This is a genomic window from Vibrio sp. McD22-P3 (assembly GCF_021568915.1).
GTDB lineage: Bacteria > Pseudomonadota > Gammaproteobacteria > Enterobacterales > Vibrionaceae > Vibrio > Vibrio mediterranei.
In genome coordinates this window covers 1-19,746 of record NZ_JAKGTN010000008.1, presented here as the reverse complement: position 1 = coordinate 19,746, position 19,746 = coordinate 1, and the positions used below count along the sequence as shown (strand labels likewise).

General features: G+C 44.3%; 17 protein-coding genes. 8 read left to right on the top strand and 9 right to left on the bottom strand.

All coding sequences use genetic code 11. The annotated features are described in order from the left end of the window. Positions 1–26: 26 nt before the first annotated feature. From L2W36_RS10895 to L2W36_RS10880, 4 genes are read right to left on the bottom strand one after another with little or no spacing between them, the layout of a single operon-like run. Complete coding sequence (locus L2W36_RS10895; protein WP_038226132.1) at positions 27–938, bottom strand: L,D-transpeptidase family protein; 912 nt, start codon at positions 936–938, stop codon at positions 27–29. Then, positions 938–2,341: a deoxyribodipyrimidine photo-lyase gene (gene phrB / locus L2W36_RS10890; RefSeq protein WP_236110032.1), complete on the bottom strand. Its 1,404-nt coding sequence runs from the start codon at positions 2,339–2,341 to the stop codon at positions 938–940. Before phrB ends, L2W36_RS10895 begins: the two co-directional genes overlap by 1 nt. Continuing rightward, on the bottom strand, positions 2,338–3,144 hold the full coding sequence (locus L2W36_RS10885) for a MerR family transcriptional regulator (RefSeq protein ID WP_236110031.1): 807 nt from the start codon (positions 3,142–3,144) through the stop codon (positions 2,338–2,340). Before L2W36_RS10885 ends, phrB begins: the two co-directional genes overlap by 4 nt. Next, positions 3,134–4,084 (bottom strand): YbgA family protein, encoded by a 951-nt coding sequence (locus L2W36_RS10880; protein WP_096442000.1) that lies wholly within the window; start codon positions 4,082–4,084, stop codon positions 3,134–3,136. Before L2W36_RS10880 ends, L2W36_RS10885 begins: the two co-directional genes overlap by 11 nt. Positions 4,085–4,409: 325 nt before the next feature. Between L2W36_RS10880 and deoD the strand changes: the two genes are divergently transcribed. Continuing rightward, on the top strand, positions 4,410–5,120 hold the full coding sequence (deoD, locus tag L2W36_RS10875) for a purine-nucleoside phosphorylase (protein ID WP_006069323.1): 711 nt from the start codon (positions 4,410–4,412) through the stop codon (positions 5,118–5,120). A gap of 76 nt (positions 5,121–5,196) precedes the next feature. Then, on the top strand, positions 5,197–6,669 hold the full coding sequence (locus L2W36_RS10870) for a lactate dehydrogenase (protein ID WP_236110030.1): 1,473 nt from the start codon (positions 5,197–5,199) through the stop codon (positions 6,667–6,669). Between the two features lie 41 nt (positions 6,670–6,710). Here the strand turns inward: L2W36_RS10870 and L2W36_RS10865 are convergent, their stop codons facing one another. After that, complete coding sequence (locus L2W36_RS10865) at positions 6,711–7,601, bottom strand: DMT family transporter (protein WP_329605671.1); 891 nt, start codon at positions 7,599–7,601, stop codon at positions 6,711–6,713. Between the two features lie 112 nt (positions 7,602–7,713). On the opposite strand from L2W36_RS10865, the gene L2W36_RS10860 reads away from it, so the two are divergent. From L2W36_RS10860 to L2W36_RS10845, 4 genes are all read left to right on the top strand, one after another. Further along, a complete protein-coding gene (locus L2W36_RS10860; RefSeq protein ID WP_038226125.1) occupies positions 7,714–8,088 on the top strand; it encodes a DUF3302 domain-containing protein in 375 nt (124 codons plus the stop codon). A gap of 3 nt (positions 8,089–8,091) precedes the next feature. Continuing rightward, positions 8,092–9,222 carry an HlyD family secretion protein gene (locus tag L2W36_RS10855; RefSeq protein ID WP_038226123.1) on the top strand — a complete coding sequence of 377 codons (1,131 nt, stop codon included), beginning with the start codon at positions 8,092–8,094 and terminating at the stop codon, positions 9,220–9,222. Positions 9,223–9,442: 220 nt separating this feature from the next. Further along, positions 9,443–10,537, top strand: coding sequence for a NapC/NirT family cytochrome c (locus L2W36_RS10850; RefSeq protein WP_006069328.1), 1,095 nt, complete (start codon positions 9,443–9,445; stop codon positions 10,535–10,537). A gap of 16 nt (positions 10,538–10,553) precedes the next feature. Next, positions 10,554–13,001, top strand: a complete 2,448-nt coding sequence (locus L2W36_RS10845; protein ID WP_096442008.1) for a molybdopterin guanine dinucleotide-containing S/N-oxide reductase — start codon at positions 10,554–10,556, stop codon at positions 12,999–13,001. A gap of 72 nt (positions 13,002–13,073) precedes the next feature. Here the strand turns inward: L2W36_RS10845 and pdxY are convergent, their stop codons facing one another. Then, on the bottom strand, positions 13,074–13,931 hold the full coding sequence (pdxY, locus tag L2W36_RS10840; RefSeq protein WP_006069330.1) for a pyridoxal kinase PdxY: 858 nt from the start codon (positions 13,929–13,931) through the stop codon (positions 13,074–13,076). Positions 13,932–14,155: 224 nt separating this feature from the next. Between pdxY and L2W36_RS10835 the strand changes: the two genes are divergently transcribed. Together L2W36_RS10835 and gltS are read left to right on the top strand one after the other, a co-directional pair. Beyond that, positions 14,156–15,430: a mechanosensitive ion channel family protein gene (locus L2W36_RS10835; protein ID WP_006069331.1), complete on the top strand. Its 1,275-nt coding sequence runs from the start codon at positions 14,156–14,158 to the stop codon at positions 15,428–15,430. 367 nt (positions 15,431–15,797) lie between these two features. Continuing rightward, positions 15,798–17,024, top strand: a complete 1,227-nt coding sequence (gene gltS, locus L2W36_RS10830) for a sodium/glutamate symporter (RefSeq protein WP_006069332.1) — start codon at positions 15,798–15,800, stop codon at positions 17,022–17,024. 70 nt (positions 17,025–17,094) lie between these two features. Here gltS and L2W36_RS10825 read toward each other — a convergent pair whose 3' ends face one another. The 3 genes from L2W36_RS10825 to L2W36_RS10815 all read right to left on the bottom strand — a co-directional run. After that, positions 17,095–17,637, bottom strand: a complete 543-nt coding sequence (locus L2W36_RS10825; protein WP_236110132.1) for a glutathione peroxidase — start codon at positions 17,635–17,637, stop codon at positions 17,095–17,097. A gap of 198 nt (positions 17,638–17,835) precedes the next feature. After that, positions 17,836–18,762, bottom strand: a complete 927-nt coding sequence (locus L2W36_RS10820; RefSeq protein WP_038226117.1) for a DnaJ C-terminal domain-containing protein — start codon at positions 18,760–18,762, stop codon at positions 17,836–17,838. Between the two features lie 143 nt (positions 18,763–18,905). After that, on the bottom strand, positions 18,906–19,746 hold an 841-nt coding region (locus tag L2W36_RS10815; RefSeq protein WP_236110029.1), incomplete at its 5' end, for an Hsp70 family protein.

Below are 19,746 nucleotides of genomic sequence, written 5' to 3'. Positions count from 1 at the left end.
TTTTTTTATATCTGTAAATCGACCTGTTATTCTAAGTCATCCATAGCCGGTACAACTTCAATCGGCACACCATTTTGTGCTAACACCGCCGCGCGAGCAATTCGATCATTAATACCGTACTCGTCAAGCCACCAAGTCAGCTCTTGAGGGATGTCCATTTCCTTTTTAGTCCCATCACTGCGGGTCAAAGGTTCATGTGCCTCAATAAACACACTTCTGTCTGGCTCTAATGCGATCTTGATAGGCTCATCAATGATTCTTACTTGCATACCTATTTTCGCTTGGTGGAATAACCAATCAATGTCTTTCGGGTCCATTCGGATACAACCAGCACTTACCCTCAGACCAATACCAAAGTCTTTGTTAGTTCCATGGATCAAGTAAGAGCCCGTCCCGTACGCAAGTCGCATCGCATAGTCTCCGAGCGGGTTTTCCGGGCCAGCGGGAACAACTTTTGGCAGCTCAACACCTTTAGCTAAATACTCTTTACGAATTGAAGTAGGCGGCGTCCAAGTTGGCGCCTCTCTCAATTGGCTGATTTTCGTTGTCATTTCCGGTGTATCTTGACCAATTCGGCCAATACCTACTGGAAAGATGTGAACCAGGCTTTTGTCAGGTTCAAAATAGTACAACCTCAGCTCAGCCAAATTGATCACGATGCCTTTATAATCGACATGCGGCAAAATAGCCTGACTGGGAATAGTCAGCACGTAGCCTTCTTTGGGTAAGAAAGGATCCACACCCTTGTTTGCTGCCATTAGAGAAAGAAAGCCAACATCATACTGCTTAGCAATATCAGACATGGTTTCCCCAGCCACCACACTGTGATACTGCAACGTTCCCACCATATTACTCCCGTCAGTCGGAAGGTTGTAGGTGGCGGCACTCAACCAGTGTGAAAAGCCCAAACAGGCGGCTAAAAGGGTTTTACGTAACATCAATGTTGGTCCTTTGCATCTTTATACAAAGCTAAGGTTATATCTCTTTGTATCTTATGATCAACTATCGGCTGCGGATAATCGACATTCTCGAACTCATTCCAAAGCCAGGGCTTGTGGATAAATTTGTTAGGGACCGAGTTAAGCTCAGGAATCCACGTTCTTATAAACTCGCCATTGGCATCGAATTTTTCTCCCTGACTTATTGGGTTAAAAATACGAAAATAGGGTTGCCCATCACAACCCGTAGATGCGCACCATTGCCATCCACCATTGTTGGAAGCAAAGTCACCGTCAATGAGTTGTGTCATAAAGTACTGCTCCCCTAACCTCCAATCCAAATGCAAATCTTTAGTTAAGAAACTGGCTACTACCATTCTCAATCGATTGTGCATCCACCCCTTGGTATTAAGCTGCCGCATAGCAGCGTCGACGATTGGATAACCTGTTTTTCCCTCACACCATTGCTTAAAATGGTCAAGCTTTCCGGTCCACTTCAGGTTTTTCTCCCACGATAAGTATCCGCGATGTTTACAAAGCTTGGGTTCGAAATAGATAAGGTGTTGGTAAAATTCCCGCCAGATTAGCTCACTCAACCAAGTCTCTGCACCAGTTGATAACGAACAATTGGCCGCATCATACTTAAGCCTAGCGACACATTGACGAGCCGATATTGCTCCAATGGCAAGATAAGGGCTTAACATACTTGTACTGTCTAAAGCTGGGAAGTCCCGCTCGGCTTGGTAGAAGCTCGCTTTATCAGCAGAGAAGTCTCGCAGCCGCCGGATGATCTCGTGGCTATCTACAGGCCATTCTGAGCTATTTCTCGTTGGATACGAAAATGAGGAACTGGAGTCGAACAAGAGGTTGGCAGGCACAGTCACTGATGCTGATACCAGTGGTTTACGCACGATCACTTCACCAACGATTTTTAACCACGCCTTTTTAAAAGGCGTAAATACCTTAAAGTACTCTCCCTTTTGATTGAGTACCGACCCGGGTTTTAAAATACACTTGTCATCAAACGTCCTAATACTCCATTTTGTACCAGCGATCTCAGACAGTCCCTTGACTCGTATGGTTTCATTGGTCTCATAATCGCAGTTCAAGAATACCTCTTGAACAGAAAATTGGTCACAAATGTCAGCCACCCATGTATTCGCAGCAGCATAATCTTGAGCTTCATGGTAGATAAGAGGCACATTGAGTTGTTTTAGCTCACTGTCCAAAACAGTGAGGCGTCGCCAAATTAAATCAGCTTGAATGGGCGAAAGCGAATGACTTTTCCACTGTTCTGGGGTAGCAACAAATGCAGCTATGACAGGGGATTCGCCATCTATTGCTTCGATTAACGCCGTGTTATCTGTGACGCGTAGATCTCGATTGAATAGGACTAACCTCATGAAACAGCCCCTTTGCGTACGTCCATCAAATGAGCAATGACGGGGGAAACTCGAATATTATTACCGTCCATTTGCTGCGCCTCAACAATGGTATCAAGCTGTTTCTCTGGCAATGACTTTTGTGCAAATAAATAGATAGTTTGATACGGAGTCACATCGGTGAACAGCGTACTCATCTCCTCTACCCCATCTAAAAAAACCACGCTCTCACCCTGTTCTATCAACTGAGCGTAGTAAAGCCACGCGTAGATGTTTCCCGCTTCATCCAAATTCACTATTAATTTATCCAACCGATGGCCACGTTTACTCTCAGAGTTGACCATCAAAGTCAGATGCTTAATAAACATCGTTTTAAACAACGCAAGCTGTAAAGAGCGAGGTCCAAGCTTCAAAAACTGGATAGCTCCCAATATAGGAATAACGAACTTAGATTCCACAATAGTCAGTGGATACTCCTTGAGTACCATTGCTATCAACCTATCGGTTTTTCCACCATCTAAATCCGCTAAACTATTCAACGTCTCTGACACTTCTTCCAATTGATTAGCGTCTTCGACAGCACTCGAAACCACTTCAGATTCCAATAAAGACTTTACCTTGCCGATAGAGACGCCCTTGTTGAGCCAACTCTGAATTGTTTTTATCTTTTCGAGATCATCCGAAGTATATAGCCTGTGACCCTTTTCAGTACGAAGCGGTTGAACCAAACTGTAACGACGCTGCCATGCTCGTAATGTCACAGGTTTAATACCGGTCAAATCTGCTATTTCTCTAATGGCGTACCGTTTTTCATTACAATCCATATCTTAAACGCATCTCTTCTGGGTGTGGTTGAAGGAAAATTTGGCTCGCCAAGTAATCATCTGGGTAAGCACTCAAATAATGCTTTAACAAGGTTAGCGGCGCTAAAATAGGTAACAATCCAACACGGTAGTCATCGATAACTTTGGCTAGTTCTGCTTTTTCATCTTTGTTTAATGCCCGCTTAAAATACCCCTGGATATGCATTAAGACGTTAGTGACATTCTTTCTGCTTGCTCGATTTTTTAACGCATCCATCAAGCCATTACGATACTCGGTGTAAAAGTCATCTGGAGCGTAGTCACTTTGGTTAGCAACAAGGCGGCCAAGCGATTTGTAAGCACTTGGATCATGCGCCATTAGTGTCAATTTATAGCGAGAATGAAAGGCGACAATCTTCCCAGGTGTCGGCTTACCTTCCATTGAGCGATAGAAGTCTTTCAAACTGTAAATACGTGAAATGAAGTTCTCTTTCAGAACCGGGTCATTCAATCGTCCATCTTCTTCTACAGGTAGCCACGGCATCTGATCCATGAGGTGCTTAGTATACAATCCCACTCCATCTGTAGATGCGTGTCCTTTGCTGTAGACTTTAACTCGCTCCATCCCGCAACTTGGAGATTTAGCACAGACAATATAGCCACACATTTCCGTGTCTTTAAGTTCGGCAACCTTCTCTCGGGAGAAGTGCATCATGCCTTCAGTATGGTCACGTGTACTGTCTTTTGTATCCACCAACGCGATACGTTCTTCATTCGTCATCAAACGTATAGTTGGTCTGGGCACAGGGAGTCCCATGCCTACCTCTGGGCAAACAGACACAAATTCAAAGTAGTCCGCTAACTCTTTATTAACGTAACTACTTTGCTTATGGCCTGAATCAAAACGGACTTTCTCCCCTAATAAACAGGAACTGATGCCCACTACAATTGCGTCTTCCATGTTAAACCCCTCGCTACGTTCATCTGTTGGCATTGCATGTTATTGGCCAATAAGTGATACAAAATTTTATCTTGTACAATTGTATGTATCGAACCGCAATTTGGTTCACTTCTCCACGAAAAATTTTCTCATCGAGTGATTTTTGCAGAAAAAATCGATTGCCTAACCACTTTCAACAGATTTAGTTATCATTAGTTGCCTTTTATATAATTACCGACAGAAATGTGATTAAAATCTCATAGAACACCAATATATCGGTATAAACTCCCCATCAACGACGAACAACACGTTCAACAGAATTAGTTAAAACTTTAGGAGTGATACAATGGCTACCCCACACATTAATGCTAATCCAGGTGATTTCGCGGAAACTGTACTAATGCCAGGTGACCCACTTCGCGCGCAATATATCGCGGAAACTTTTCTTGAAGACGTTGTAAAAGTGTGTGACGTTCGCAACATGTTTGGCTTCACAGGTACTTACAAAGGCAAAAAAGTGTCTGTTATGGGCCACGGTATGGGTATCCCATCATGCTGCATCTACGTTCACGAGCTAATCAAAGATTACGGCGTAAAAAATGTTATCCGCGTTGGTAGCTGTGGTGCTGTACGCGACGACGTTAACCTTATGGACGTTGTCATCGGTATGGGTGCATCAACGGATTCAAAAGTGAACCGTATCCGTTTTAACGATCATGACTTTGCTGCTATTGCAGACTACGGCCTACTTGAAGAAGCGGTAAAACAAGCGCGCTTGCAAGAAGTACCAGTAAAAGTGGGTAACATTTTTTCTGCGGATCTTTTCTACACTCCAGAAGCAGACATTTTCGATAAAATGAAACATCTGGGCATTCTTGGTGTAGATATGGAAGCGGCAGGTATTTACGGTGTAGCTGCTGACCTAGGTGCTAAGGCACTGACCGTACTAACGGTGTCAGACCACATTATCCGTGGTGAGAAACTAAGCTCAGAAGACCGTCAAAAATCATTTAATGACATGATGGTTGTAGCGCTAGAGACTGCAATCAACATTTAAAGAACAAAGCCAGCTCAATGCCTGAATGAGCTGGCTTTTCTTTGCCAAGGAATCGACCGAACCATAGGGGGTGAACGTGTCAGAAGGCAGACTGCCGTTAGCCGCAAATGGATTACAGCTCAATTTTTGTAAAACATTGGCGTGTGACAATTTTGGACGAAGTGATGCAAACCTCTATATCCTGCAGCACAGTAATCCTAAACGGCCAGCGATGGTATGCCGAGAGTGTGGCGCGTTTCCCCCCCTACTTAATAACCAAGAAGTTCTTAACGAACTTGACCGCTTAAGCCAACATCACCATGACGGCCTTCCCTCTTGTAAGGACGCTCAATGTGAAAATTATGGCCTGTCCGTTCATACTCATAAAGATCGTTACCACGCTTTTGGCTTTAGCGGTGATCGTCAGCGGTACCGCTGTAAATCCTGTCAGGGTACTTTCGTCGATCGTTGGTCTGGAACCAACAAAAAGCTCTCCTTTCAAGAGACACTCTTAGGTTTATTGTTCACTGGCTACTCGGTAAGAGAAATCTGTCGAAAGCTCGAAATCAACCCGAAGACTTTCTATGATCATATTGATCAAATCGCCAGTCGTTGCCGACGCAAGCTTGCTGATATTGATGCGAGATGGATTAATCACGCTGATGAATACCAACTAACATCCAACTATCGGACGCTTCAGCCACTTAGTAACAATGGCGTGTTCTGGTTCGCAACCTGTGACGCTAACTCGGGTTACGTATTGTGTCAGCATACCAATTATTCTGTTGATGCCAAGCCAACTAGCTTTACCGATCACAATGCCTTTCAAGTGGATTGCCAGATTGTCCCATCCGACTACAGTGCAGAAAACAATAGCGAAGTAAATATACCTACCGATAACTTAAAAAGTCGTATCGATGTCAAGTATCAGAACATTCTGGCGCGTAGCAATGTCGAAGATCCTCTCGGTAATTTTGCAGCGTTTAATTATCCAGCCGTCGGAGCGCTGATACGCGCACCCTATACCTCTTATGCGCATTATTTGCATATTTTACAGTCGTTAACCGATAGCAAACGGGTTTCGATTTATATGCCGCAAGATCCGGTATTGCGCTCTGCCGCTCTTACGATTTGCTTGCCTCGTATTCAAGCCGGCACTGTCGATCTTATGTATGTTGAGCAAGATGAAAATTGGGCTGATTCTGAACCATCAGAGATGATCGACGTTGTTCTGATGGGGTGGTGGCGCGACCGCTGGGCAGTGACTCAACAACCTTCCGGTGCGAGTAAAGGAATATGTTATTTAGCCGGGAGTAATCCAAATGTTCCTTATTGGTTGAAATCAGCTTCGACCAAACAGATCGATTTTTACCAAGACCGATTCCAATTGCTGTTCGAAAGCTTTATCAACGAACCAAGAAGAAAGCTAAGACCTGCCGGAATTCATCCGCTATTGGATATCTTCAGAGCGTGGCACAACCTTTGTTACCAAGACAAATCTGGTCAAACTGCGGCGCAACGTTTAGGGGTTACCGACTCGCCTATGACACTAAAATGCCTACTTAGTTAGTAGGCATTTCGATATTATTTTCTTTTTATCCCTGCATTTGATTACAAGAAAAACAGGGAGATTCCTCCCAATGCACATAATGTCCCTAGTACACTTCGTTTAGTCACGCGCTCCCCACGAATCGCGTAAATGATTAGGATAAACAACGGACTGGTCGCAATCAGTGTTTGGGCAATAGCAGGGTTGGCGTGCTTTAAGGCTACCTGCTGTAACCACAATGCTAAGAATGTTCCTACAAATATAGCGGCAAGCAACCAGGTCCAATTCTTTTTCGACATATCTCGGCTTTGAATAAGAATCGTCGAAAATGGCTTTTTCTCGACAAAGGGAATGATGGCGGCAACCGCCATGACACCAATGACTAATCGAATGAGTGCACCTAGCAACGGAGGGAGATCCCCTTGCACCAAAGCAAAGTGGGAAATCACCACCCCAGAAGCCTGACAAACGCTGGCGACGAGCCCATACCCAACACCGTGAAGATTGAGAGCCGAACCGTCACTTTCATTCGGTTGGAATACAACTGCTGTCACCGCAATGGTAGTAATGATAACGCCTAACCAGCTTTGCAGTTGCAGTGCTGCGCCCAGAAATATAAGTGCGAGAACTCCTGACAAAGGCGGTGCCAAAGATTCCAGCAACAGAGTTTTATTAGCACCGATTCTTTTTAACGCCGCAAAGTAGGCACTGTCACCAATGGCTATACCAATAACACCAGAGATACCTAAAACCCATAAATACTTAGGTTCTATTGCAACCTCTGGCATTGGAGTAAATGGCAGAACAATCAACATCATCAACGACGCGATTGATCCTTTAATGATATTAAGTTGTAACGCAGTGAAGTGATGTGAAAACTGGCTGTATATCCATGTTGCAATCGCCCAAACCATCGCAGCGCCTACCGCAGCTGCTTCTCCAATAAATCCCACTTTCTATCCTTTTAATTACCGCACAGTGTTGTTTAATACATAAATATAACAGATACTTAACTTACCGAATGAACACATTGTTCTCTTCATTACTTGTTAGCAAGGATGCATTATGTTTCTTGATTATTTTGCTCTAGGCCTTCTTGTCTTCGTTGCTCTGGTTATTTTTTATGGAATTATCGTTATTCACGACATTCCTTATGAAATAGCAAAAGAGCGTGACCATCCTCATCAGGATGCCATACATGTTGCTGGTTGGGTAAGCTTATTTACGCTTCACACAATATGGCCATTTCTTTGGATTTGGGCAACCTTATGGCGTAGTGAGCGCGGTTGGGGTTTTCATAAATTGGAGGAAGAGCAACACGATCTTCATCACCGACTCGAACGTCTTATCGATCAAGTTTCCGAACTTGAGCAAGAAGTCACTTATCTTAAAGGCAAGCAATCTAACGCTGCCGTTCAACAACAAGCAGAGGAGAAGTAATCCATGGATTTATTACTGATACTCACTTATGCAGCGCTATGTATTGCCATTTTTAAGATCTTTAAGATTCCTTTGAACAAATGGACAGTGCCTACTGCAGTGCTTGGTGGCGTGGTACTAATCGGTACTCTGATTCTTTTGATGAACTATAACCATCCATTTAGTCAAATCGGTGGACAGTTTTACAGTACTACTCCCATTGTTTCTAGCGTGCGTGGTAAAGTCATTGAAGTCGATGTCGAAGCGAACCAACAGCTTGAGAAAGGCGATGTGTTGTTCCGTATTGATCCAATTCCATTTGAAGCGGAAGTGATTCGTGCAAAAGCCGCGCTTGCAGACGCGGAGCAAGATGTACTTCAACTAGAAAGCGCGTACAAAGCGGCCCAATCTGACACAATCAAAGCTCTAGCCGAGCGCGATAAAGCTGAACGAGAGTATGCTCGTTACCAAAAAGGCTTTAAAAAAGGCGCTTTTACGGCGCAACAAGTCGATACTCGTCTGCAAACCTTCAAAGCAAATCAAGCCGCTTTGGAAGCCTCTCAAGCGAAGGAAGAAAGTGCACGTTTAGCGTTTGAGTCGCAAATTTACGGTGAAAACACTACGGTTGCTCAGCTTAAAGCCCAATTGATACAAGCTGAATTCAACCTTAAAGAAACTGTGGTTCGTGCACCAACCGACGGCTATGTGACTCAACTAGCGCTTCGCCCCGGTATGATGGCAGTACCACTTCCACTTGTTCCCTTGATGACGTTTGTCCATACCGAAGAGAATTTCTACGTTGGTGCATTTCGTCAGAACTCGTTACAGCGACTCCAACCCGGGTTTGAAGCAGAGTTCTTATTTAGAGCACTGCCAGGAAAAGTGTTCAAAGGAAAAGTCGTGGAAGTTTTACCCACTATTGCGGAAGGTCAGATTAGTGCGAGTGGAACACTAAGAACAACCCAGAGCTTTAACACTATGGGACGTGCTATGGTGAAATTGGTGATCGAAGATGACATGAGTCAATATGTCCTGCCGACAGGTTCTAACGCAGAAATTGCTATTTATTCAGATAGTTTCACTCATGTTTCTATTATGCGTAAGGTTTTGATACGAATGAAAAGCTGGCAGAATTATCTGTATCTTGATCACTAAATAGATATTTGTATTAGAAAATAGGTACATATTCTCAAGGACACTATATGGTGTCCTTTTTTTGTACTCTAATTCCGACAGAGAAAAGTGAGCTTTAGCACAGTTATAAAAACCCACAAGATTAGTGCGCCTATCTATGATTCAAATCAAATCCAAACATACTACTAAAGGAGTAGCGTTATAAATAATCACGAAATGACACATTTATTAATAAATACTTATGAATTTAAAAAAACGATATATTTTGCTCATTACCTGTGTGGGAATATTAATTGGTTGGCTGAGTTTTGGCGGCACTGCTGCAATTATGCACAAAACATCCAGCACCGAATTTTGTCTTTCCTGCCATACAATGCAGATCCCTTATGAGGAATATCAAGGTTCCATCCATTTTACTAACGCAAAAGGTATTCGCGCTGAGTGTTCAGACTGCCATATACCAAGTGACCCACTCGATTACGTCATCACTAAAATCCGTGCTTCAAAAGATATCTATCACGAGTTTGTAACCGGCAAAATTGATGATGAAGACAAATATGAAGCACATCGTATGGAGATGGCAGAAACTGTTTGGGCGCAATTGCGTGCGAATGACTCCGCCACCTGTCGCTCATGTCACTCATTTGATGCAATGGATACCTACGAGCAATCTGAAGATGCCGCAAAAATGCACGAGTACGGTATTGCTAACAATCAAACATGTATTGACTGCCACAAGGGCGTCGCTCACTTCGCGCCTGAACCGGAGCTTGATACCGAAGCTTATAACCGTGTCGTTGCGCAAACGGATAACACACCAGCAGATGCAACGACGGTTTACTCCGTAGGGCCTATAGCTCTGCAAGAACTCGGCACCATCAATCCTGCTGTAGAAATGTCCGTGGTTAAACACACCGACACTACTCGCACAGTGGCGCTGTCAGGCTACCAAATGAAAGGGGCAGAACAAGTCCTATATATGGGCAAAGGGCAGCGAAACATCATTGCAACACTTTCTGACGCCGGTCAACAAGCACTGAACGTTGGCGAGTTTGAAGCAGACGAGTACGGAAATGAATGGCGCACTGCCACCCTCACCACCGACATTACTGAACCAGTATTAGGCAGTCCGGATGCATTGTGGGGCTATGCCGAAGAGCTAGACAATGTTTACTGCTCGACGTGCCACGCAAAAATCCCAGCGAACCACTTTACGGTCAATGCATGGGGACCGGTTGCAAAAGGTATGGGTGATCGCACCGATATCTCAGCTCTTGATTTAGAAATTCTCACTAAGTTCTTCCAAAACCACGCAAAAGACGTGGCTGGTCACTAAAAATAAGGAAAGCGTTATGACAGATATTACACGTCGTGGATTCCTCAAAGGTTCAAGTATGGCAGCAGGTGCGCTCGCTTTTACTTCCTTGACTCCCCTATCCGTTTCAGCGGCATCAAAACGAGGCTCAGGTGTTCTAACCGCAGGCCGCATGGGGCCGATGCTTTGTGAAGTGGTTGATGGAAAGCTGATTTCCACTAAGAATGCGCTTGCTCAAACGGTACCAAATAGCTTGCAAACTACAGGCCCAGATCAGGTATACACTAAAGCTCGTATCAAATATCCAATGGTGCGCAAGGGGTATCTCGAAAACCCTGAAGCACCAGCAGGCGAACGTGGCAAAGACGAGTATGTTCGCGTGTCATGGGACGATGCCTACAAGCTGATTCACGAGCAGCATATGCGAATCCGTAAAGCTAATGGCGCAGAATCGGTATTTGCTGGTTCGTACGGTTGGCGTTCATCTGGTGTGCTTCACAAAGCGCAAACTCTACTACAACGTTATATGAGTTTGGCAGGTGGCTACTCAGGTCACCTAGGTGATTACTCTACTGGTGCCGCGCAAGTTATCATGCCTCACGTTATGGGCTCGATTGAGGTGTATGAGCAGCAAACTACACACCCAATGGTGCTAGAAAACAGTGACGTCGTTGTGCTTTGGGGTATGAACCCACTAAACACCCTTAAGATCGCTTGGAGTTCAACGGACTGCTCTGGTTTGGAGTTCTTCCACCAGCTTAAGAAGTCAGGCAAAACCATTATCGCTATCGACCCAATGCGCTCCGAAACCATTGATTTCTTTGAGGACAAAATCCAATGGATCGCGCCTCGCCCAATGACCGACGTTGCTATGCTCATGGGTATCGCACACACCTTGGTTAAGAAAGGTAAGCACGATAAAGCCTTCCTAGATAAGTACACCACTGGTTATGACCAATTCGAAGCTTACTTGTTAGGCAAAGAAGACGGTGTAGAGAAAACTTCAGAGTGGGCAGCGGACATCACAGGTGTTCCAGCTAAACAAATTGAGCTACTTGCTGACATCTTCAGCGACAATCGCACCATGCTTATGGCTGGCTGGGGTATTCAACGTCAACAATTTGGTGAGCAGCGTCACTGGATGATTGCTACATTGGCGGCAATGCTAGGTCAAATTGGTCTTCCTGGCGGTGGCTTCGGTTTCTCTTACCATTACTCAAACGGTGGTAACCCTACACGTGACGCTGGCGTTCTACCTGCAATTTCTGCTTCTATTGGTGGGGGTTCGTCTGCAGGTAATGACTGGGCCATTTCAGGCGCTGTCAATTCATTCCCAGTTGCTCGAATTGTTGAAGCTCTAGAAAACCCAGGAAAAGCTTACCAACACAACGGTCATGAAAAAACCTTCCCGGACATTAAGATGATCTGGTGGGCTGGCGGTGCAAACTTTACCCACCACCAAGATACCAACCGTTTGATCAAAGCGTGGCAAAAACCTGAGCTCATTGTTATCTCAGAGATCTACTGGACCGCAGCAGCTAAACACGCTGACATCGTACTGCCTATCACCACCTCATTCGAACGTAATGATATGACGATGACGGGTGACTACAGTAACCAGCATCTCGTACCGATGAAAAAAGTAGTTGAGCCTCAAGGTGAAGCACGTAATGACTTCGACGTGTTTGCTGATATGTCTGAGCTTATCAAAGCAGGTGGTCGCGATGTCTACACCGAAGGCAAATCTGAAATGGATTGGCTAAAAGGTTTCTATGAAGCGGCTCAAAAAGGCGGTCGTGCTGCACGCGTTCGTATGCCTAACTTTGGTAAGTTCTGGGATACTAATGAACTGATCGAAATGAAGTTCAATAAGAAAGCGGCTGGATTTGTTCGCCACGCTGACTTTAGAAAAGATCCAGTGATGAACCCGCTTGGCACGCCAAGTGGCAAAATTGAGATCTATTCGAAAACCATTGAAGGCTATGGCTACGAAGATTGTCCAGCGCACCCTACTTGGATGGAGCCAACCGAGTTCTTCGGCTCAGCTAAAGATGGCGAGCTACAGCTAATGACAGCGCACGCTGCTCACCGCCTACACAGTCAATTTAACTACGCTAAGCTTCGTGAAGAGTATGCAATCGCTAACCGCGAGCCGATTTCAATTAACACTGAAGATGCGAAGAAGTATGGTATCAAGTCTGGCGACCTGGTTCGTGCATATAATGACCGTGGCCAAGTACTAGTTGGAGCGCTGGTTACCGATGGCATCAAACAAGGTTCTGTTTGTATCCATGAGGGTGGCTGGCCTGACCTTGATCCTGAAACTGGCATGTGCCGAAATGGTGGTGCGAACGTGCTGACTAGCGATATTCCAACTTCACGTCTTGCTAACGGATGTGCAGCGAACTCTTCATTAGTCCGTATCGAGAAGTACACTGGCAAAGTACCGGGATTAATGGCATTCACTCCGCCAAAGAATGCGTAATGTAATTCGGTAAGCAAAACGGGAAACCTAAAGGTTTCCCGTTTTTTCATTGTATAAATATCACGTCAGTCGTTATTTAACCTGAACAATCGTAAACTGCTCTTCAGGCGCCACGATCTCTTCCTGAGCTGCAATAGTTTGTAGTTCCCATTCTTGACGGTTTTGCGTCTCTTTTAAAATGGCATAGCTGGCATTATTCGCGTGAGCAAAAGCTTGCTCGGCCGTCCAGCCCTTTAATAATCCAGCTGTGAATAACGCCGAGATCAAATCACCAACACCAACCGGTTGTTTTGTAAATGTCAGATGTGGACGTTGAGCAATAAAGCAGCCTTCTTGCGTTGCCAACATCATGGTAAATTTATCGTTAGAAATACTATGTAGGTGCTTCACCAGTACCATCTTAGGTCCCAATGTCAGTGCTTTCTGGCACGCCGCTACGGCATCTTCCAATGATTCAATATCCATCTGGGTGAACTGGCTGAGTTCAAACTGATTAGGAACGATAACATCTGCCATTGGCATAACGTCATTTACTAAATATTCGGTGGTTCCTTGAGGAACAATACAACCTTTCTCTGGGTCGCCCATTACTGGATCACAGACATAAATAGCGTCAGGGTTTCGCTGCTTCACTTTAGTGACGGCATCCTTAACCGCCAGACACTGCTCCGCACTACCTTGGTAACCAGACAACACCGCATTGCAGTCCTTTAGCTGACCAATATTGTCGATACCAGCGATAAGCTCTGAAATGTCTTCTGCCGAAAATGCTTTCCCTGTCCAACCTTGTTGATACTGAGTGTGGTTTGAAAACTGCACGGTATGAATTGGCCACACTTCAAAACCCATTCTCTGAAGTGGGAACACGGCAGAACTGTTGCCTGCGTGACCGTAAACCACGTGTGATTGAATAGAGATAACACCTTTCATTGGAACTCCTACACATTATTGTTCTGATTTAATTCATTGTATTTTCAATATGAGCGCCATCTTGTCAGCAAACAAGAGAAAGGTAATAAATTTCTTATCAGATATTCATAAGTTTCTTTAAACTGTATTGGAAACAAAAGCGTACACTTGTTTCTTCGTCTACGCTTTTTACATAGAATTGCTCCAAAAACGGTCTAACAATATTAAAAACCAAGGACTTTAGTTTGATTGAACACCACTTTCGCGACTTTGTTGCAGATAAATTAAACATCTATATGTCGACAGGCGAGCTCGATGGCGGAACGATGACACTCGTGTTAATCGTTATAAGCTTAGCCATTGCGCTGATATGCTTTATGGTTGCCCATCATGTGTTTGTGCGTTTCTTTAATCATATTCTGCTCAAAACCAATAAACCTCTGGCGGAATGCGTCACTAATAATCGTGTATTCGAAAAACTCTCTATTCTTACACCACTGTTAGTACTAAACATATTCATACCCATTGCCATCAGCCACTATGACATTCTATCGACAGTGATTGATCGAATCTTAGCCATTTTGATTTTGCTTGTGATTCTCTGGATGGTGTATTGCTTCTTAGATGCGGTGAACGATCTGGCAACTTACAAAGGCATCACGCGTCGCATGCCTATAAAGAGTTTTGTCCAACTGATTAAGCTGTTTACCTTCTTTATTGGCGTCATTGTTACTATTTCAATATTGGCCAATGAAGCGCCCGTAATCTTGTTCTCAGGGCTTGGGGTGGCGACTGGTTTTGTCATGCTGGTCTTCAAAGACACTATATTGGGGTTTGTAGCCGGTATTCAGCTTTCAGCTAACAGAATGGTGAGCCTCAATGACTGGATACAAATGGACTCTTATGGCGCGAACGGTACTGTAGAAGAGATCTCGCTCACTACCATTAAGGTTCGCAACTTCGATAATACTGTCAGCATGCTACCTGCCTATGCATTAGTGCAAAATGCTTTCATTAACTGGCAAGGAATGTCTGACTCTGGAGGGCGTAGAATTACTCGTTCAGTCAATTTAGATGTAACATCGATTCGGTTTGTTTCTAAAGAAGAAGTTGAAGAACTCACCAAACTTCGTTTATTGAGACAGTATATTTTTGAGAAGTCTAAAGAGATGGACGACTACAATCAGAGCTTGGAGCAAGATGACCTAGAAGCGAATCAACGCAAGTTCACCAACATCGGACTGTTTCGAGCTTATTTGAATGCCTACTTGCACGCGAACAAAGACATTCATCAGTATATGTTGATTATGGTCAGACAACTTCAACCAACACCAGAAGGGATACCGCTACAGATCTACGGTTTCACCAACACCACCGATTGGGGACTCTATGAAGGCATTCAATCTGATCTTTTCGATCATATCTATGCCATCATGCCACTATTCGGACTGCGACCATTTCAACAGCTTACTAGCCATGATTTCACTGCCAGTAATAGCTCACACTCTTCAAAAATCTAACTTCAATTCTCTGGCCTGAGGCGTAACACGCCTCAGCATCAGCCAATAAAACTTTTATAAATCCCATATTATTTCGCATATAAGCCATTAAATTTTCTATCTAAATATATTGTTTATCGATTGGTAACTAGCTCATTATTTCGGCACTAATCACGCCTGTTATGCTTCCCTTCCAACAATAGTATTGGTAGTAAACACCTGCCTTTTGAGACGTTGCTTACTCGTAAGGTTGCCAAGTCGAATACAATTAGATTCGACTTTTTTTAGCGTCATAGTTTGCCCAATCACATTATAAGACGACGCTACAGGACGAAAGCAGTCGTTACACTCTCAGCCTCAAGGATGGTATAGACAATCGAAGTTAACTATGCACAACACTATTACCATTGATCCATTACAGTCGTTTTTGATCGCGATTGTTGTCCTGTTCGTCGGTAACTTTCTTAAAAAAAGAGTCGCCTTTCTCGACAAATACAATATCCCAGAGCCAATCATAGGCGGTCTTATTGCTGCTGTCTTAATCACGATTCCGCACTTAAATGGTATTGCGATTGAATTTTCACTGCCGTTAAAAGATACCTTTATGATGCTGTTTTTCAGCACAGTGGGTTTGACAGCTAGTTACAAACAGCTTGCTAAAGGTGGTTTTAAAGTCTTTTTGTTTCTGTTTGTCGCAACGGTCTACATCATTATTCAAAATGGTGTAGGTGTAGCGCTAGCATCAGCGCTTGGCTTGAATCCACTTATGGGATTAATCGCTGGTTCAATCACGCTTTCTGGTGGGCATGGCACTGGCGCAGCATGGGCGGGCACATTTACCGAGCAATATGGCATTCAGAATACACTTGAGCTTGCTATGGCTTCCGCCACATTTGGTCTTATCATTGGTGGCATCATCGGTGGTCCAGTTGGGAACCGACTAGCAACCAAGAACAAGCTAAGTTCAGAGTTTGGCGTAAAGCATGATATTCACGCCTCACACCCAGAACTTATGACATACGACGAGGCTCAGCAAGACAAAGTCACCTCTAAAAGTATCGTTGAAGTGATTGGCCTGCTTATGATTTGCGTCGTAGGTGCTAAAACCCTCGGACCAATGATTAAGTCGCTTGGCATTCGCTGGCTTATGATCCCTGACTTTGTCTACGCACTCTTTATTGGGGTCATCATCACCAATCTATTTGAGGCAACAGGGATTAAACGTATCAATATGGAAACGGTTCATATATTAGGAACGACTTCTCTCAACTTCTTCTTGTCGATGGCCCTGATGAGTTTACAGCTTTGGGAGATATACAATCTCGCGGTACCGTTCCTGATAATTCTCACGGTTCAAACTATCGTAATGGCATTATTTGCGTATTTCGTGACGTTTCGAGTGATGGGAAAGAACTATGATGCTGCAGTTATCGCCAGTGGACATTGCGGTTTTGGGATGGGAGCTACACCGACTGCCGTGATGAATATGGGCTCAACAGTAAGCCGTTTTGGGCCATCACCAATGGCTTTCATGGTCGTACCTATTGTAGGCGCTTTCTTTATCGACTTAACCAACCTAATTATCATTCAAAGCTACATCTTCTTTATTGGTTGATACCGCTCACGATAGGCCCAGAGCTTGGATAATCATCTCAGGCTCTTGGGTCTCTTCTATATCGAACCGTCTACAACTGTTTTTCTATCATTTGGGTGATTTTAGTGTCAGTAGGAGAAATACCTGAAGAGAATACGCCAACCACCGCACCATTTTTGTCAATAAGATATTTGTAGAAATTCCACTTTGGGGAAACCCCGCTCTGCTTAGCTATTTCGGAAAACACCGGGTTGGCTTGCTGTCCTTTCACTGAACTGCGCGCCATCATTGGAAATGTGACGCCAAAATCGAGAAAGCAGACTTTCGCGGTATTCTCTTCGCTGCCACGATCTTGGTTGAAGTCGTTCGATGGGAAACCAACAACACTAAAGCCCTGGTCCTTAAATTGATTATGTAGCTGTTCTAATTGCTCAAACTGTCCGGTAAAGCCACATTGACTCGCGGTATTAACCACCAATAGTACTTTGCCCTGAAACTGCTCACACAGATTGACATCATTCGTCGAGCTTAAGGCTCTTTGAGTTGAATTGAGTATCGTAGGACAAGAGGCTGCCAATGTCTCTTTCGCTAGTAAGCCAAATAGTAGTCCTAAGACTAATGCTTTTAAAACCATGCTCATACTCACCTCCCTTAGACAATGATTTGTTTACGGGTAAGAATAAGAATAGTTCATCGGCAACGATGCTCAAGAATTGAAATAATCACTTATTTGATGCATAAAAATTCAGCCACATAAAGTGGCTGAATTCTAATACGTTACATTGTAATGCGTTGGCTTTAAGGCGGGCTTAGTTCATTTTACTTTAAAAGACTAAAGCGTTGCTCTGAATTGTTCTAACAACTCACGCTGTGCATCGGTCAGATTGGTTGGTGTTTCAACTTGAATCTTCACCAATAGATCGCCCGTTTCACCTTTACGATTTGTTATGCCTTTGCCAGTCATCTTGAACTTGCGCCCAGTTTGCGTACCCGCAGGGATTTTAAGCTTAAAGCGACTGTCTAGCACATTCACTTCTACTTCCCCCCCCAGCGCTGCAGTGACCATATCAACCTTGGTATTGCAGATAAGGTCATTACCATCGCGATCTAAAAACGCATGTGACCTGGTTGCAATAACGAGTAGTAAATCACCCGCAGGCCCACCATTGACACCTAATCCACCTTTACCTGAGTAGCGAATCTTTTCGCCATCTTTGATACCGGCAGGGATCTTTACATTGATCTTTTTCTGTTCACCATTGATTGGCAATTCGACCGTTTTTTCAGCCCCTTGAACCGCATCAATAAAGTCGACCGTCAGAGTATATTCTTGGTCTTGCCCTTTTTGAGCGCGCGGACGCCCACGACCACCTCGAGCTTGTGAGAAGATATCCTCAAAGCCACCAAAGCCGCCGCCACCGAAGCTACCTCCGCCAAAACCGCCACCTCGTTGACGGAATGCGTCACCGAAGATGTCTTCGAACCCACCGCCGCCATGACCACCGTGACCGCCATGTCCACCAAAGCCACCACCTTCGAATGCCGCATGACCAAATTGGTCGTACTGACTACGTTTTTCTTTGTCCGTTAGAATTTCATAAGCTTCTTTTACTTCTTTGAAATTCGCTTCTGCCGTCGCATCTCCGGGATTTTTATCGGGGTGATATTTCATCGCCAACTTCTTGTAGGCTTTTTTAATATCTTTCTCTGAGGCTCCCTTGGAGACACCTAGCACGCTGTAATAATCTCGTTTTGACATGCTAAAACCTCACTCAATTTCTCACTCAAACGGAAAAAAAGGGCGTATGAGTTCCCTCTTACGCCCTGAATACCGATAAGTTTATGTATTTATGAACATAACTCAACTTTTAATTGCTCGAAAACAATTATCTGTCGGTGGCGTTACTTCACTTCTTCGAAGTCAGCTTCAACCACATCGTCATCAACATTTGATTTAGCTTGAGCCTCACCATTTGCCGCTTGAGCTTTCTGTTGAGCGATTTCCATTAGCTTTTGAGCTGCAGCCATTAGCGCTTGTACTTTCGCGTCGATCGCTTCTTTGTCTTCACCCTTGCGAGCTTCTTCAAGCTCAGTGATCGCTGCTTCGATCTTCTCTTTCTCTTCTGCAGGTAGCGCTTCACCAGCTTCTTCTACTTGCTTACGAGTACTATGAATCACTTGGTCAGCTTGGTTACGTGCCGTTGCTAGCTCTTCGAACTTCTTGTCCGCTTCTTTGTTAGCTTCTGCTTCTTGAACCATTTTCTCAATGTCTGCATCGCTCAGGCCACCTGAAGCTTGGATAGTGATCTTCTGCTCTTTGCCAGTCGATTTATCTTTCGCAGAAACATTCAAGATACCATTGGCATCAATATCGAACGTCACTTCAATCTGTGGCAATCCACGTGGCGCAGGCTGAATACCCTCTAGATTGAATTGACCTAGAGACTTGTTGTACATCGCTTGCTTACGCTCACCTTGAACAACGTGAATAGTCACCGCACTTTGGTTATCTTCTGCGGTTGAGAATACTTGATTCGCTTTAGTTGGAATCGTCGTGTTTTTCTCAACAAGCTTAGTCATGACGCCGCCCATAGTCTCGATACCTAGAGACAAAGGAGTAACGTCTAGCAGAAGTACGTCTTTAACATCACCAGCTAGTACACCACCTTGAACTGCAGCACCCATTGCTACTGCTTCATCTGGGTTCACGTCACGGCGAGCTTCTTTACCGAAGAACTCAGCC